This is a genomic window from Streptomyces sp. WM6372 (genome assembly GCF_001279655.1).
Taxonomy (GTDB): Bacteria; Actinomycetota; Actinomycetes; order Streptomycetales; family Streptomycetaceae; genus Streptomyces.
On sequence record NZ_LGDB01000191.1, the window covers coordinates 110602 to 126358 of the forward strand.

17 protein-coding genes are annotated in these 15757 nt (G+C 71.1%); 4 read left to right on the plus strand and 13 right to left on the minus strand.

Annotated elements, in window-relative coordinates:
• Window positions 1–9: 9 nt before the first annotated feature.
• Window positions 10–2058 (minus strand): APC family permease, encoded by a 2049-nt coding sequence (locus tag ADK52_RS21445; RefSeq protein ID WP_053691454.1) that lies wholly within the window; start codon window positions 2056–2058, stop codon window positions 10–12.
• Between the two features lie 209 nt (window positions 2059–2267).
• Between ADK52_RS21445 and ADK52_RS21450 the strand changes: the two genes are divergently transcribed.
• Together ADK52_RS21450 and ADK52_RS21455 are read left to right on the plus strand one after the other, a co-directional pair.
• Window positions 2268–2936 carry a potassium channel family protein gene (locus ADK52_RS21450; protein WP_030154367.1) on the plus strand — a complete coding sequence of 223 codons (669 nt, stop codon included), beginning with the start codon at window positions 2268–2270 and terminating at the stop codon, window positions 2934–2936.
• Window positions 2933–3595: a potassium channel family protein gene (locus ADK52_RS21455; protein WP_053691455.1), complete on the plus strand. Its 663-nt coding sequence runs from the start codon at window positions 2933–2935 to the stop codon at window positions 3593–3595. Before ADK52_RS21450 ends, ADK52_RS21455 begins: the two co-directional genes overlap by 4 nt.
• A gap of 73 nt (window positions 3596–3668) precedes the next feature.
• Here the strand turns inward: ADK52_RS21455 and ADK52_RS21460 are convergent, their stop codons facing one another.
• From ADK52_RS21460 to ADK52_RS21490, 7 genes are all read right to left on the minus strand, one after another.
• A complete protein-coding gene (locus ADK52_RS21460) occupies window positions 3669–4394 on the minus strand; it encodes a DUF3159 domain-containing protein (protein ID WP_030154362.1) in 726 nt (241 codons plus the stop codon).
• Between the two features lie 3 nt (window positions 4395–4397).
• Window positions 4398–4817 carry an OB-fold nucleic acid binding domain-containing protein gene (locus ADK52_RS21465; protein WP_078988502.1) on the minus strand — a complete coding sequence of 140 codons (420 nt, stop codon included), beginning with the start codon at window positions 4815–4817 and terminating at the stop codon, window positions 4398–4400.
• Window positions 4818–4841: 24 nt separating this feature from the next.
• Entirely contained in the window at window positions 4842–5528 is a 687-nt protein-coding gene (locus ADK52_RS21470) for a response regulator (RefSeq protein ID WP_030154358.1), read from the minus strand.
• Window positions 5525–8215 (minus strand): sensor histidine kinase, encoded by a 2691-nt coding sequence (locus ADK52_RS21475; protein ID WP_078988503.1) that lies wholly within the window; start codon window positions 8213–8215, stop codon window positions 5525–5527. The genes ADK52_RS21470 and ADK52_RS21475 overlap by 4 nt, the downstream gene beginning before the upstream one ends.
• Before the next feature lie 215 nt (window positions 8216–8430).
• Window positions 8431–9213: a DUF3710 domain-containing protein gene (locus ADK52_RS21480; RefSeq protein ID WP_053691456.1), complete on the minus strand. Its 783-nt coding sequence runs from the start codon at window positions 9211–9213 to the stop codon at window positions 8431–8433.
• A 1-nt stretch (window position 9214) separates the two neighbouring features.
• Window positions 9215–9751, minus strand: coding sequence for a dUTP diphosphatase (gene dut, locus ADK52_RS21485; RefSeq protein ID WP_053691457.1), 537 nt, complete (start codon window positions 9749–9751; stop codon window positions 9215–9217).
• Window positions 9751–10335 carry a PaaI family thioesterase gene (locus tag ADK52_RS21490; protein ID WP_053691458.1) on the minus strand — a complete coding sequence of 195 codons (585 nt, stop codon included), beginning with the start codon at window positions 10333–10335 and terminating at the stop codon, window positions 9751–9753. The genes dut and ADK52_RS21490 overlap by 1 nt, the downstream gene beginning before the upstream one ends.
• Window positions 10336–10393: 58 nt before the next feature.
• Here ADK52_RS21490 and ADK52_RS21495 point away from each other — a divergent pair, with 58 nt between their 5' ends.
• Window positions 10394–10849 carry a DUF3093 domain-containing protein gene (locus tag ADK52_RS21495; RefSeq protein ID WP_053691459.1) on the plus strand — a complete coding sequence of 152 codons (456 nt, stop codon included), beginning with the start codon at window positions 10394–10396 and terminating at the stop codon, window positions 10847–10849.
• A gap of 21 nt (window positions 10850–10870) precedes the next feature.
• Here ADK52_RS21495 and ADK52_RS21500 read toward each other — a convergent pair whose 3' ends face one another.
• From ADK52_RS21500 to ADK52_RS21515, 4 genes are all read right to left on the minus strand, one after another.
• Window positions 10871–11791 (minus strand): hypothetical protein, encoded by a 921-nt coding sequence (locus ADK52_RS21500; RefSeq protein WP_053691460.1) that lies wholly within the window; start codon window positions 11789–11791, stop codon window positions 10871–10873.
• A 12-nt stretch (window positions 11792–11803) separates the two neighbouring features.
• Window positions 11804–12100 (minus strand): DUF4193 domain-containing protein, encoded by a 297-nt coding sequence (locus tag ADK52_RS21505; protein WP_030154344.1) that lies wholly within the window; start codon window positions 12098–12100, stop codon window positions 11804–11806.
• Between the two features lie 383 nt (window positions 12101–12483).
• On the minus strand, window positions 12484–13728 hold the full coding sequence (locus ADK52_RS21510; RefSeq protein WP_053691461.1) for a sensor histidine kinase: 1245 nt from the start codon (window positions 13726–13728) through the stop codon (window positions 12484–12486).
• A gap of 5 nt (window positions 13729–13733) precedes the next feature.
• The gene (locus tag ADK52_RS21515; RefSeq protein WP_030206113.1) at window positions 13734–14387 is read right to left on the minus strand and encodes a response regulator transcription factor; all 654 of its coding nucleotides are present in this window, start codon (window positions 14385–14387) and stop codon (window positions 13734–13736) included.
• Window positions 14388–14631: 244 nt separating this feature from the next.
• Between ADK52_RS21515 and ADK52_RS43060 the strand changes: the two genes are divergently transcribed.
• A complete protein-coding gene (locus ADK52_RS43060) occupies window positions 14632–14805 on the plus strand; it encodes a hypothetical protein (RefSeq protein WP_166682034.1) in 174 nt (57 codons plus the stop codon).
• A gap of 138 nt (window positions 14806–14943) precedes the next feature.
• On the opposite strand, the gene ADK52_RS21520 is transcribed toward ADK52_RS43060, so the two are convergent.
• Complete coding sequence (locus ADK52_RS21520; RefSeq protein ID WP_420714923.1) at window positions 14944–15747, minus strand: inositol monophosphatase family protein; 804 nt, start codon at window positions 15745–15747, stop codon at window positions 14944–14946.
• Between the last annotated feature and the right edge of the window lie 10 nt (window positions 15748–15757).

Sequence of the window (15757 nt, forward strand, 5' to 3'; positions counted from 1 at the left end):
GCGGTGGCGCTACTTCCCCACGCGGTCCTTCGGACGCGGGGTGTCCACCGGTCCGCGGCGCACCGCGCCCGGGGCGTTCCAGTCCTGCCGCTTCTTCGCCCGCTTCTTCGCGAGCTCCGAGGACTCCAGCTGGTAGGGCACCGAGGTGACCATCACGCCGGGTGTGAACAGCAGGCGGCCCTTGAGCCGCAGCGCGCTCTGGTTGTGCAGCAGGTGCTCGTACCAGCGGCCGACGACGTACTCCGGGATGTACACGCTGACGGCGTCGCGCGGGTTCTCGCTGCGCAGGCCCTTCACGTACTCGACCACCGGGCGGGTGATCTCGCGGTACGGGGAGTCGAGGATCTTGAGCGGTACGTTGATCCCGCGCCGTTCCCACTCCTCCTTCAGCGCCTTCGTCTCAGCCGCGTCGACGCTGATGCTGAGCGCTTCCAGGGTGTCCGAGCGGGTCAGCTTGGCGAAGGCCAGGGCGCGCAGCGTGGGCTTGTGCACCTTGGAGACCAGGACGATGGAGTGGACCCGGGAGGGCCGCACGCTGTCGTCGCTGGGGCCCTCGGCGGCGGCGATCTCGGCGGCGACCCGGTCGTAGTGCTTCCGGATCGCGGTCATCGTGCCGTAGAAGATCACCATGCCCAGCAGGGCGACCCAGGCGCCGTGCGTGAACTTGGTGGCCAGGACGACGACGAGCACCAGGCCCGTGAAGATCGCGCCGAAGGTGTTGATCGCCCGGGAGCGGTGCATCCGGCGGCGCGCGGCCTGGTCCTTCTCGGTCCGCAGGTGGCGGTTCCAGTGCCGGACCATGCCGATCTGGCTCAGCGTGAAGGAGACGAACACGCCGACGATGTAGAGCTGGATCAGCTTGGTGGAGTCGGCGTCGTAGATCCACACGAGGAGGATCGCCGCGCCCGCCAGCAGCACGATGCCGTTCGAGAAGGCGAGCCGGTCACCGCGGGTGTGCAGCTGGCGCGGCAGGTAGCGGTCCTGCGCGAGGATCGAGCCGAGCAGCGGGAAGCCGTTGTACGCGGTGTTGGCGGCCAGGAACAGCACGAGCGCGGTGGCGGTCGCCAGGACGATGAACAGGAAGCTGCCGTTGCCGAAGACGGCCTCGGCCACCTGGGAGATCACCGGGTGCTGGACGAACTCGGGGCCGACGGGGACGCCGTTGTCGAGCAGGTTGGTGGCGGGCGCCTCGGCCATCTTCACGTCGGTGGCCATGGCCAGGCCGATGATCCCGCAGAACATGGTGACCGCCAGGCCGCCCATGAGGGCGAGGGTGGTGGCCGCGTTCTTGCTCTTGGGCTTGCGGAAGGCGGGGACGCCGTTGCTGATCGCCTCGACGCCGGTCAGGGCGGCACATCCGGAGGAGAAGGCCCGCAGCAGCAGGAAGACCAGCGCGAAGCCGGCCAGCCCCTGGTGCTCGGCCTTGATCTCCAGGTGGGCCGTCGGGGCCTGCATGGTGTCGCCGGCGACGAGGCCGCGCCAGGCGCCCCAGGCGATCATCACGAAGACGGCGCCGACGAACACGTACGTCGGAATGGCGAAGAGCTTCCCGGATTCCTTCACTCCGCGCAGATTCATCAGCGTGAGCAGCAGAATCATGATCACCGCGGAGAGCACCTTGTGCTCGATGACGAAATCCACGGCGGAGCCGAGATTCTCGACTCCGGAGGAGATCGACACGGCGACGGTCAGGACGTAGTCCACGAGCAGCGCGCTCGCGACGGTGAGTCCGGCCTTCGGCCCGAGGTTGGTGTTGGCGACCTCGTAGTCACCGCCGCCGCTGGGGTACGCGTGAACGTTCTGGCGGTACGAGGCGACCACGGTGAACATCAGCACGACGACCGCCACGGCGATCCAGGGGCTGAAGTGGTACGCCGACACACCCGCGATGGATAGGACCAGCAGGACTTCGCCGGGGGCATATGCCACCGAGGAGAGCGGGTCGGATGCGAACACGGGTAGGGCGATCCGCTTGGGGAGGAGCGTTTCCCCGAGGCGGTCGCTGCGTAGCGCCCGGCCGATCAGGATCCGTTTGGGCACGTCGGTCAGTTTGGACACGCAGAGGATCGTAAGCGTTCGAAATCCGGCTGACGAACCCCCCGCCCGTATTACAGGGCAATGACACCCGCATTGAGACCCCGCGTGCGCTGCAAGGGTCACATGGGGGACCGCCCGTGTGTAGCTTGGGCCGTGGTCTGAGACCCTGTGAAGCCAGAGCATGCAATGAGGCTGGGAACCAGCGAGCGCTGACAGCCGGAAGGACGGCCGTGCACATCGTCATTATGGGCTGCGGAAGAGTGGGCTCCGCCCTCGCGCAGACCTTGGAACAGCAGGGGCATACGGTCGCTGTCGTCGACCAGGACCCCACCGCATTCCGCCGGCTGGGAGCCGGATTCGGCGGGCGCCGCGTCACCGGGGTCGGCTTCGACCAGGACACGCTGCGCGAGGCCGGAATCGAGGAAGCGGGCGCTTTCGCAGCGGTCAGCAGTGGTGACAATTCCAACATCATCGCAGCCCGCGTGGCACGCGAGATGTTCGGTGTCGAGAACGTCGCCGCCCGCATCTACGACCCCAAGCGCGCCGAGGTCTACCAGCGCCTGGGCATCCCCACCGTCGCGACCGTGCGGTGGACCGCCGACCAGATGCTGCGCCGGCTGCTGCCGTCCGGGGCCGAGCCGCTGTGGCGCGACCCGAGCGGCGGGGTCCAGCTCGCCGAGGTGCACACCTCCGCCGCCTGGATCGGGCACAAGGTCAGCAAGCTGCAGGAGGAGACCGGCGTCCGCGTGGCGTTCCTCACCCGACTGGGCGAGGCCATGCTGCCCACGTCCCAGACGGTGCTGCAGGAGGGCGACCTCGTCCACGTGATGATGCGTACGGACGAGATCGACAAGGTCGAGGCGTCCTTCGCCGAAGGCCCCGAGGAGGCACACGCATGAGGGTCGCGATCGCCGGAGCCGGCGCGGTGGGCCGTTCCATCGCGGGCGAGCTGCTGGAGAACGGGCACGAGGTGCTCCTCGTCGACAAGGCGCCGACCGCCATCTCCGTGGAGCGCGTGCCGCAGGCCGAGTGGCTGCTGGCCGACGCCTGCGAGATCACCTCGCTCGACGAGGCCGCGCTGCAGCGCTGCAACGTGGTCATCGCGGCCACGGGCGACGACAAGGTCAACCTGGTCGTCTCCCTGCTGGCCAAGACCGAGTACGGGGTCCCCCGGGTCGTGGCGCGGGTCAACAACCCGAAGAACGAGTGGCTCTTCAACGAGTCCTGGGGCGTCGACGTCGCGGTCTCCACGCCGCGCCTGATGTCGGCCCTGGTCGAGGAGGCCGTCAGCGTCGGTGATCTGGTGCGGCTGCTCCGCTTCAGCCACGGCGACGCCAACCTCGTCGAGCTGACCCTGCCCGCCGACTCCTCGGTCGCCGGCACCCAGATCAGCGAGATCACCTGGCCCGAGGACACCTCGCTGGTCACGATCATCCGCGGCAACCGGGTCCTCACCCCGCACGCGGAGGAGACCCTGGAGCCGGGCGACGAACTGCTCTTCGTGGCCGCCCAGGCCCGTGAGGAGCAGCTGGAGGACCTCCTCCAGGCCCGCCACTGACGGACCCCCGCACGACATGCGGGAGGGGCGGGCAGCCGATCGGCTGCCCGCCCCTCCCGCATGTCCGCACGCGCTACTTGGCCCCGGCCTTGCGGGCCTTCTCCGCGGCCTCCTCGGCCTCCCACTCCGCGATCACGTCGATCGGCGGCGGCGCCTTCGCCAGGAACACCCACGTGAAGTACACCGCGAGCACCATCGGCGGCAGCTTCAGGGCGATCAGCACCCAGCCCAGCTGCGTCGCGTCCCCCCACCAGTACAGCGGGAAGAGGATCGCGTACTTGGCCAGGAAGATGAGCCCCCAGGCCAGACTGGCCTTGGTGTACGCCTTCTTGCGCCCGGGGTTGCGCGTCCGCCAGGACAGGTTCTCCTTGAACACCGGCCCCAGGATCACGCCCAGCAGCGGGAACCCGACCAGCGCGGACAGCGTGAAGGCCACGCCCAGCCCGGCGCCGTAGATCATGCCGGGCAGGTAGAAGCCCTTGGCGGTGCCGGTGAACAGGGCGAAGGCCACGCCGACGCCCACGCCGAAGACCCCGCTGAACGCGTGCTTGACGGTGTCCTTGCGCAGCAGCCGCACGATCACGAGCAGGACCGCGACCGCGCCCGCCGCGAAGGCGGACATCTTCACGTCCTTGTTGATCGTGTAGATCATCACGAAGAGCAGCCCGGGGAGCATCGTCTCCACGGTGCCCCGCACGCCTCCGAAGGCGTCGAAGAGCGCCGCCTGGGTCACGGCCTTCTGGTCCGCGGACGGTTCCCCCGCGGGATCCGGGGTGATCGGTTTGTCGAGTGACGTCACCGGCTAGTGCTCCTGTCCGAGCGGTCGGAGTTCGTACTTCGGATTGAAGAGGACCCGGCGGCCGTGGCTCATCGCGATCCTCCCGGAGGCGATCATGCGCCGCCCCGGTTCGATTCCCACGATCGAGCGACGCCCGAGCCAGACCACGTCCAGCGCCGCCGAGCCGTCGAAGAGCTCCGCCTCCAGGGCGGGCACCCCGGCGCGCGGCCGGAGGGTGACGGTACGCAGGGTTCCCGTCACCTTGACTATCTCGCGGTCGTGGGAGTCGCAGATCCGCGTGCAGCCGGCGGCTTCTGCGTCCTCCTGCAGTTCCGCCGAATGCAGCTCCTCCTGCGAGGTGGACAGCCGCTCTATCATCCGCCGGAACCGGCCCGCCGGCCTGACCGGCTTGACGGACTTCTCGGGACGCGGTTCAGCACTCATACAGGAAGCGTACCGGCGCCCGCACTACCTCTCGAAGCGGTATCCCATGCCCGGTTCCGTGATGAAGTGCCGCGGATGCGAAGGGTCCGCCTCCAGCTTGCGCCGCAGCTGGGCCATGTAGACCCGCAGGTAGTTCGTCTCGGTCCCGTACGAGGGCCCCCAGACCTCCTGGAGGAGCTGCTTCTGGCTCACCAGCTTGCCCCCGTTGCGGACCAGCACCTCCAGCAGGTGCCACTCGGTGGGCGTGAGCCGTACGTCGCGCCCCTCGCGCACGGCCTTCTTGGCGGCCAGGTCCACCGTGAAGCCGTCGGTCTCCACGATCACCTCGTCCTCGCCGGAGCCCGCGCCCGGCTCGGCCCGGCGGACGGCGGCGCGCAGCCGCGCGAGCAGTTCGTCCATGCCGAAGGGCTTGGTGACGTAGTCGTCGGCCCCGGCGTCCAGGGCCTCGACCTTCTCGTCGGAGCTGTGCCGGGCCGAGAGGACCAGGATCGGCACCCTGGTCCAGCCGCGCAGGCCCTTGATCACCTCGACGCCGTCCATGTCGGGCAGGCCCAGGTCGAGGACGACCACGTCGGGGTGGCGGGCCGCCGCGAGCTCCAGGGCCTGGGCCCCGTCCGCCGCGGCGTCGACCTCGTACTTGCGCGCCTTCAGATTGATCACGAGGGCTCGGACGATCTGCGGCTCGTCGTCCACCACGAGCACCCGGGTCATTGAGGTCCTGCTTTCTGTCGTATGGGGTCGAGATCGGTGAGGTCGGTGCCGTCTTCGTCGGCGGGGCCGGTGCCGTTGGCGGCGGAGTCGGTACCGTCGGCGGCGAAGTCGGTGCCGTCGGCGGCGGGGCCGGACACGGCGGCGTGGCCCGCGCCGTCCGCCGCGGCGTGTTCCGGTCCACTGTGGCCCGTCGCGGCGCGCAGCGTCAGCACCATGGTCAGTCCGCCGCCGGGGGTGTCCTCGGCCGCCAGGGTGCCGTCCATGGCCTCGGCGAAGCCCCGGGCCACCGCGAGGCCGAGGCCCACCCCGGTGCCGCGCGGGGCGTCCCCGTGCCGCTGGAAGGGGGCGAAGATCCGCTCCTTGGCCTCGTCGGGCACTCCGGGCCCGCGGTCCACGACGCGCACCTCGACCCGGTCGCCCAGGTAGCTCGCCCGGACCAGCACCCGCTCGTCGGCCGGGCTGTACTTGACGGCGTTCTCCACCACGTTGGCCACGGTCCGCTCCAGCAGCCCGGGGTCCACGGCCACCATCGGCAGCGTCTCCGGGACGTCCAGCACCACGCTGTCCTCCGGTACGCCGCCCAGCGCCATCGGGACCACCTCGTCGAGGTCGATCTCCCGGATCAGCGGGGTCACGGTGCCGGTCTGGAGCCGGGACATGTCGAGCAGGTTGCCCACCAGGTGGTCGAGCCGGTCCGCGCCGTCCTCGATGCCTTCGAGGAGCTCGGCCCGGTCCTCCTCGGACCAGTCCACGTCGTCGGAGCGCAAGGAGGACACCGAGGCCTTGATGGAGGCCAGCGGCGTACGGAGGTCATGGCTGACGGCGGCCAGCAGCGCGGTCCGGATCCGGTTGCCCTCCGCCAGCCGGCGGGCCTCCTCGGCTTCCCCGACCAGCCGCTGCCGGTCCAGGACCACGGCGGCCTGGGCGGCGAAGGCGCCGAGCACGCGGCGGTCCTCGGCGGGCAGCACCCGGCCGGACAGGGCCAGCGCCATGTGGTCGCCGATGGGCATGTCCACATCGGCCTCCTCGGGGCGGTCGACCGGGCGCGGGCCGACGCTGCCCGCCCGCTTCCAGGGCTCGACGTCGCTCGTGCGCTCCAGCAGGGCGACGGACTCCATGGCGAAGGTCTCGCGCACCCGTTCCAGCAGCGCGTCCAGTGTGGTCTCGCCGCGCAGCACGCTGCCGGCCAGGAAGGAGAGGATCTCGGACTCGGCGCGCAGCCGGGCGGCCTGGTGGGTGCGCCGGGCGGCCAGGTCCACCACCGAGGCCACGGAGACCGCCACCCCGAAGAAGACGGCGATGGCCACGATGTTCTTCGGGTCCGAGATGGTGAAGCGGTGGACGGGCGGGGCGAAGAAGTAGTTCAGCAGCAGCGAGCCGAAGGCGGCCGAGGCCAGCGCCGGCCAGAGCCCGCCCAGCAGCGCGGCGGCCACGGTCAGCGAGAGGAACAGCAGCATCTCGTTGGCGAGGCCCGGGTCGGCGTTCACGTGCGTGAGCAGGACGGCCAGCAGGGCGGGGCAGAGGATGCCGACGAACCAGCCGGCGATGATCCGGGGCCTGCCGAGCCGGGCCGCCGAGCGGACCACGGGCAGCCCGCGGCCCCGGGCGACCTCCTCGTGCGTGACGATGTGCACGTCGAGGTCGGGCCCCGAGTCGCGGGCCACGGTGGCGCCGACGCCGGGGCCGAAGACGTACTGCCACGCCTTGCGGCGGCTGGAGCCGAGCACGATCTGGGTGGCGTTGACCCCGCGGGCGAATTCGAGCAGCGCGTCGGGGATGTCGTCGCCGATCACATGGTGAAACGTTCCGCCAAGGTCTTCGACCAGCGTCCGCTGGACCGCGAGCTCCTTCGGCGAGGCCGCGGTCAGCCCGTCGCTGCGGGCGATGTACACGGCGAGGATCTCGCTGCCCGAGCCCTTCGCGGCCATCCGGGAGGCGCGGCGGATGAGCGTACGGCCCTCGGGCCCGCCCGTGAGCCCGACGACGATCCGCTCGCGGGCCTGCCAGGTGGAGCGGATGCCGTGCTCGCCCCGGTACTGCTGGAGGTACTCGTCGGCCCGGTCGGCCACCCACAGCAGCGCCAGCTCGCGCAGGGCGGTGAGGTTGCCGGGCCGGAAGTAGTTGGACAGGGCCGCGTCGACCTTGTCGGACTGGTAGATGTTGCCGTGCGCCATCCGCCGGCGCAGCGCCTGCGGGGACATGTCGACGAGCTCGATCTGGTCGGCCCGCCGCACCACCTCGTCCGGCACGGTCTCCCGCTGCCGCACCCCGGTGATGGACTCCACCACGTCGCCGAGCGACTCCAGGTGCTGGATGTTCACGGTGGACACCACGTCGATGCCCGCCCGCAGCAGCTCCTCGACGTCCTGCCAGCGCTTGGCGTTGCGCGAGCCCGGCACGTTGGTGTGCGCGAGTTCGTCCACGAGCGCGATCGCGGGCCGGCGCGCCAGTACCGCGTCCACGTCCATCTCGGTGAAGCCGGCGCCCCGGTACGAGAGCTCCTTGCGCGGGACCTGTTCCAGCCCGTGCAGCATCACCTCGGTGCGCGGCCGCCCGTGGTGCTCGACGAAGCCGACGACGCAATCGCCACCCCGCTCCACCCGGCGGTGGGCCTCGGACAGCATCGCGTACGTCTTGCCCACACCGGGTGCCGCGCCGAGGTAGATCCGAAGCTTGCCGCGTCCCATGCGCCCATTCTCCGGGACGTTTCCGCCGATCACGCACTTTCGGGGCCCGTCCGCCCATCCCTGACGGATCCCTGACACCCGGGGCCCGGACCTCCCGCACCTCCCGGGTACGACAGCGGGCCGTACCCCCGAAGGAGTACGGCCCGCGGCCGGAAACGGTCGCCCTCAGGCGTCGCCGGGGATCAGCCGGGGAGCCGGGATCTGGATCAGCCGGGTCAGCGGACCTCGGTGATCGTCGGACCCTGCTCCAGCTGGCCCATGCCGCCGGAGAAGCGGGAGCCCTCCTGGTCCTCGGTCTGCACGCCGTCCGGCACCATCTGGGCGTCGTTCGGCAGCTTCAGCACGATCGGGTCGCGCGGAGCCATCGGGCCGTCGCCGCGCACGATGACGGTCTCGCGGAAGATCTGCTCCAGCACGCCCGCCGACTCGGGGCGCACCGCGCCCTGGCCGGAGATGACGCCGCGCAGGAACCAGCGCGGGCCGTCGACGCCGACGAAGCGGACCAGCTGGGCGCCGGTCTGGCCGTCGGGCATCGGTACGGGCACCTGGGCGCGCAGCTCCCAGCCCAGCGGACCCTCGACCTCGTCGATGATGCCGCCCTGCTGGGTGATGCCCGTGGCGATCTCGTCGCGGACCTCGCCCCAGATGCCTTCCTTCTTGGGCGCCGCGAAGGCCTGCAGCTGTACGGCGCTGTCGCCGAGGACGACCGTCGCGGCGACGATCGCGTCCCCGGCGACCTCGACGCGCAGTTCCATGCCCTCGACACCCGGTACGAGAATGCCGCCCAGGTCGACGCGACCCTCCTCGGGCGCACCGGGCACCTCGGAGACGTCCCAGGGGCCGTCGGGCCGCGGGGCCGGCGGCAGATTCACCCTGCGGCGGGGCGCGGAGTCGAGCTCCTCGCCGCCGTCCTGCTCATCGGCAGCCACGCCGTCCACGACCTGCTCGGCCGCGCCGCCGTCCTTGGCGGAGTCGTTCTTCTTGCGACGTCCGAACACGTCACTGTCCTTCCCGGTCGGATACGACCGAAGCGTAGCCATTCCCACCCTGCTGACCAGCGCCGGATCCGGCCACGGCCGCATGACCGCCGGTGGAGCCGAAACCCCCCTCGGCCCGCGCCGAGCCGGGAAGTTCCGCCACCTCGTGGAAGCGCACCTTCTCGACCCTCTGGACAACCAGCTGGGCAATGCGGTCGAAGCGCTCGAACCGGACGCTCTCGCGCGGGTCGAGATTGACCACGATCACCTTGATCTCCCCACGGTACCCGGCATCCACCGTCCCCGGGGCATTCACGAGCGCGAGCCCGCAGCGGGCGGCCAGGCCCGAGCGCGGGTGCACGAACGCCGCGTACCCGTCGGGCAGGGCGATGGACACCCCCGTGGGCAGTACGGTGCGCTCGCCGGGCTCCAGCACGGCCGCCTCGGTGGTCACCAGGTCGCAGCCGGCGTCGCCGGGGTGGCCGTACGCGGGCAGGGGCACCTCCGGGTCGACGCGCTTGATGAGCACGTCGATCGGGGCGTGGCTGTTCTCAGACATCAGGGGTTCACCTCGAAGGCGCGCGTGCGCCTGACCTGGTCCGGGTCGGACATCGCCGCCCGGATCTCCTCGGGCCGACCGTTGTCGATGAAGTGGTCGACCTTCACTTCGATGAAGAGCGCGTCTGCGCGCACGGCGACCGGGCCCTCGGGCCCGCCTATCCGGCCGACCGCGGTGGAGTAGATCTTGCGCCCGGCGACGGCGGTCACCTCGGCCTCCAGGTACAGCACGGTGCCCACGGGCACGGGCCGCACGAAGTCGGTCTCCAGCCGTCCCGTCACCGCGATGACGCGCAGCAGCCAGTTCAGGGAGCCCAGCGTCTCGTCGAGGGCGGTGGCGAGCACGCCGCCGTGGGCGAGGCCGGGGGCACCCTGGTGCGCGGGCTTGACGGTGAACTCGGCACTGACGCGGACGCCCTCCCCGGCACGGGCCTCCAGGTGGAGTCCGTGGGGCTGGCCCTCGCCGCAGCCGAAGCAGTGCCCGTAGTGCGCACCGAGCAGCTCGCCGGGCGCCGGGGCGTCGGGGTGCCGGACCGGTGCGGTGGCATCGGCCGGGGGCGTCAACGCTGTGTTTCGTCCACTCACAGGCGCAGACCTTACCCGCGCCGCTACCCGCCGGTCGCCCCGTGGCAGGCTTGACGCCATGCAGCTCTCCCCCGCGCACCACGACGAACGTCTGACCGCCCCCCGCTCCTGGTGGGCCATCGCCGTGCTCATCGGCCTGGCGTGCGCGCTGATGCTGCTGCCGCTGGGCACGCTGCCGCTGCTGGCGGGGCTGGTCGGGGGCACCGCGCTGGCGGGGCTGGTGGTGAGCTCGTACGGCTCCGCGCGCGTGCGCGTGGTGAACGGTGCGCTGGCGGCCGGTGAGGCGCGGATCCCGGTGGCGGCCCTGGGCGAGCCCGAGGTGCTCGACGCGGAGGAGGCGCGCGCCTGGCGCACGTACAAGGCGGACACGCGCGCCTTCATGCTGCTGCGCAGTTACGTCCCGACGGCGGTGCGCGTCCCGATCATCGACCCCGAGGACCCGACCCCGTACGCGTACGTCTCGACCCGGGAGCCGCAGGCGCTGGTCTCGGCGATCCGGGCGGCCAAGGGCTGAGCCTGCCGCACCCGCCGGACGTCAGGCCGGGGGCCAGTCGCCGACCGAGCCTTCGATGGCATCCCTGATGGCCTCGGGAAGGGGCTCGGAGGGCTGCTCAAGGGGCGGAAGCTGCGTCAGGGAGTCCCAGGCCACGGCCCGGCCCCGCAGGTCGGCACGGACCTTCTCGGCGAGTTTGCGGGTGTCGCGGTGGTTCATGACCGCCCCGACGGTGGCGCCCACCATGAACGGCAGCAGGTTCGGCAGGTTGCGGAACGTCCGCTTCATGATCTGTTGGCGCAGTTCGCGCTTCATCTGACCGCCGAGCGCGATGTTCAGCGTCGTCGGCTTGGTCAGGTCCACCCCGCGCTCCTCCGTCCACGCGGTCAGGTAGGCGAGGCTGCGTTCCCTGAGGTTTCCGGCCGGTCTCCGGCCGTACACCTCGTGGAGTTCCGCGACGAGCTTCAGCTCGATGGCGGCGACCCCGGTGATCTCCGCGGCCAGTTCGGCGGGCATCGCGGGCGGCACCGGCAGCATGGCCGCGGCTCCGATGCCGGCGCCCACCGTGGAGGTGCCGTACGCGGCGCCCGCGATCAGCTTGTCGGCAAGCTGATCGGGACCGAGGCCCGGGAACTGCGCGCGCAGGGTCGCGAGGTCCCGAACCGGAACGCGCGGTGCGTTCTCGATGATGCGGTCCGCGACGTGCTGGACGGCGGCCCTGACATGTTCGCCGCCCTTGCGCACACCGCTCTTGACGGCTTGCAGCCGACGAGCCCCGGACCTGCGCCGGGCTCCCTCGCCGGACTCTGCGGCCGACGGCACCGCCACGGCGGTGCCGGACGACACGGCGGGTACGCCGGAGGCTGCTGGGCCCGTTTCCGGGCCCGTGGCCGCCTCTTGCGCCTCCACCGGATCACCAGCTTTTCGGAAGCGTCGCTTCCGAAACGGTGTCGAGCCGGTCACGGCCGACGCCTCTCAGTCGCAGTCGCGGCAGATCGGCTGGCCGTTCTTCTCGCGTGCCAGCTGGCTGCGGTGGTGCACCAGGAAGCAGCTCATGCAGGTGAACTCATCGGCCTGCTTGGGCAGCACCCGAACGGCCAGTTCCTCGTTGGAGAGGTCTGCGCCGGGGAGCTCCATGCCCTCCGCCGCGTCGAAGTCGTCGACGTCGACGCTCGAAGACGACTTCTCGTTGCGCCGGGCCTTCAGCTCTTCAATGCTGTCGTTGTCGACGTCGTCGTCGGTCTTGCGTGGGGTGTCGTAGTCCGTTGCCATTTTTCGCTCTCCCCCTCTGGGATTTAGCGGTGTCTCAGCGCACGTAACGCGCGAGAGGCCGGACTTGTGCCCGACCTGAGGCGGAGATTTTGCCTCACATCAAGGTCTGTTACTCAATCGACACCCAGCCGCACACCTGAAGGAGCGATTGGCTGGGATGACGACCGGGACCGTACACGGTCCGGGGGCCGTCTTGCACAAACGCCACCCCGTGTATTTCCCGCCGTTCGAGGGGCGGGAAACCCGGACTTCCCGGGCTTTCCGGCCCCCTTCGGGGTCACTGAACGCACATGATCCAACACTCGACAATGTGATCGATCACACAAGCGCCATCCTCGCCACCCCCTCATCATTCAGCCAAGAGCGAACAAGCGGTCGGGGACTCACAGGGGCAAAGTGACACGCATCACGAGGCCACCGCCCTCGCGCGGCGTCGCCGAGATCCGCCCGCCGTGTGCGCGGGCCACAGAGCGCGCGATCGACAGACCGAGCCCGACACCCTTGTCGCTGCCCGTGCGCTCCGTACGCAGCCGTCTGAAGGGCTCGAAGAGGTTGTCCACCTCGTACGCGGGAACCACGGGACCCGTGTTCGAGACGATGAGGATCGCCTGGCCGTGCTGGGACTCGGTGGTGACCTCCACCCAGCCGTCCTCCGGCACGTTGTACCGGACGGCGTTCTGCACCAGGTTGAGCGCGATCCGCTCCAGCAGGACGCCGTTGCCCTGCACCACGGCCGGCGCCCGTTCGCCCCGGATCTCCACACCCTTCACCGCCGCCTCCCCGCGCGCCTGGTCGATGGCGCGCGAGGCGACCTCCGCCAGGTCCACGGGTTTGCGCTCGACTATCTGGTTGTCGCTGCGGGCCAGCAGCAACAGGCCCTCGACCAGCTGCTCGCTGCGCTCGTTGGTCGCCAGCAGCGTCTTGCCCAGCTGCTGGAGCTCCACCGGCGCACCCGGGTCGGACAGGTGCACCTCCAGCAGCGTCCGGTTGATGGCCAGCGGGGTGCGCAGCTCGTGCGAGGCGTTCGCGACGAAGCGCTGCTGCGCGGTGAAGGCCCGCTCCAGCCGGTCGAGCATCTCGTCGAAGGTGTCGGCGAGCTCCTTGAGCTCGTCGTCCGGCCCGTCCAGCTCGATCCGCCGGGTCAGGTCGGAGCCGACCACCCGGCGGGCGGTCCGGGTGATCTTGCCGAGCGGCGAGAGCACCCGGCCGGCCATCGCGTAGCCGAAGGCGAAGGCGATGATGCTGAGGCCGAGCAGGGCCATCAGCGACCGGCTGAGCAGGTCGTCCAGCGCGTGCCGGCGCTGCTCCAGGATGCAGGTGTTGATCACCGAGTTGAACTGGTCGGGCGACTGGATCTTGCCGACCACGCCGGGGCAGGTGCTGGTGACCTGGATGTCCGTGCCGCCCAGGATCTTGTACGGCAGCCCGTTGCCCTCGCGCAGGGCCTGCGCCGCCAGCAGGTAGATGATCGACAGCAGCAGGATGCCGGCGATCAGGAACATCCCGCCGTAGAGCAGCGTGAGGCGTATGCGGATGGTGGGCCGCAGCCAAGGGAAGGGACCCTCGGGCTGGCCGGGGTCCCAGGTCGGTCTCGGCGGCACCGTTGGCGGTGCCGGGGTCGCCGCCACGCGCGTCAGATCCGGTAGCCGGAGCCGGGCACGGTCACGATGACCGGCGGCTCCCCCAGCTTGCGCCGCAGGGTCATGACCGTCACCCGCACCACGTTGGTGAACGGGTCGGTGTTCTCGTCCCATGCCTTCTCCAGCAGCTGCTCGGCGGAGACGACGGTCCCCTCGCTCCGCATGAGAACCTCCAGCACCGCGAACTCCTTGGGCGCCAGCTGCACCTCCCTGCCGTCACGGAACACCTCGCGCCGGTTCGGGTCGAGCTTGATCCCGGCCCGCTCCAGTACGGGGGGCAGGGCGACGGTGGTGCGCCGCCCCAGGGCGCGCACGCGGGCGGTCAGCTCGCTGAACGCGAAGGGCTTGGGCAGGTAGTCGTCCGCGCCCAGCTCCAGGCCTTCCACCCGGTCGCTCACGTCACCGGACGCCGTCAGCATCAGCACGCGGGTGGGCATGCCGAGCTCGACGATCTTCCGGCAGACGTCGTCACCGTGCACGAGGGGGAGGTCCCGGTCGAGCACGACCACGTCGTAGTCGTTCACCCCGACGCGCTCCAGGGCCGCGGCGCCGTCGTACACGACGTCCACGGCCATGGCCTCCCGGCGCAGCCCGGTGGCCACCGCATCGGCGAGCAGCTGCTCGTCCTCGACGACGAGTACGCGCACGTCGTTTCCTTCCATCGAGCCCTGAGGGCACACGTGTATTGCGTCGTCCATCCTGCCCGTTTCAGCCGTAAACCGGCTGTAAGGCGCCCCTCCGGGGCCCTCGGGGGCCGGAAGTGAGGATTCCCTCGCCTCCCGAGGTTTCTGGGCCCAGGGTGCCGGGGAGGACGACAGCACACCCCAACCACTCCCTGACGGCGGACTGCCACGTGCCGCCGCCGACCCACGAAGAGGGGGCGAACCCACCATGGACGCATTCACCGCGGGTCTCCTGCAGCGCATCCGGGCCACGCAGACGGACCTTGAGCAGGCCCGCCAGACGGGCGACGACTTCCTCGTGGAAGTGGAGCAGGCGGAACTGGAAGATCTCCAGCGCCTCGCCGCCGAACACGGCGTTCCGGTCTCCGTCTCCGCCTGCTGACAACCTCCAGTCCAGCCAGAACCCCGGCAGCCGCAGTGCGGCGGCCGGGGTTCCCTCATGCCGGGGTTCCCTCAACCGGGGCTCCCTCATGCAGGGGCTCCCCGCGCCGGGGCTCCCCCGCGCCGGGGCGCGGTCTCGTCAGTCGTGCCAGGCCCCGGCCTCGTCCAGCAGCGGCTGGAGCGAGGCGAACACCGCCGGCGTGGCGGCCAGCGCCAGCTCCCCCGAGGCGGGCTGCCCGGGCCGCCCGCCCGTGAGCGCCCCGGCCTCCCGGGCGATCAGCTCGCCCGCGGCCAGGTCCCAGGGGTTCAGCCCGCGCTCGTAGTAGGCGTCCAGCCGCCCGGCGGCCACGTCGCTGAGGTCCAGCGCCGCCGAGCCGCCGCGCCGGATGTCCCGCACCCGGGGGATCACCCGCCGGGCCACCTCCGCCTGCTGCTCCTTGCGCGTCTGGAGGTAGGCGAAGCCCGTCCCGACCAGCGCCTGGTCCAGCGGCGCCGCCGCCCGGCAGGCGAGGCGGACCCCGCCCAGCCAGGCCCCGCCCCCGCGCACCGCGTGGTACGTCTCGCGCCGCATCGGGGCCGCCACGACCCCGACCACGGTCCGGCCCTCGTACTCGGCGGCGATCGACACGCTCCAGCTGGGCAGCCCGTACAGGTAGTTGACGGTGCCGTCCAGCGGGTCCACGACCCACCGCACCCCGCTGGTGCCGGGGACGTCGGCGCCCTCCTCGCCCAGCAGCCCGTCCTCGGGGCGCCGCCGCGCGAGGATCCCGGTGATCAGCTTCTCCGCCGCGATGTCCATCTCGGTCACCACGTCGATCGGGCTGCTCTTGGTCGCCGCCACCGCGAGATCGGCCGGCCGGCCGTCCCGCAGCAGCTCCCCGGCCTGCCGGGCGGCGTCCAGCCCCACGTCCAGCAGTTCGGCCTTCAGCTCTTCGGAGATCACGCTCGCCCTT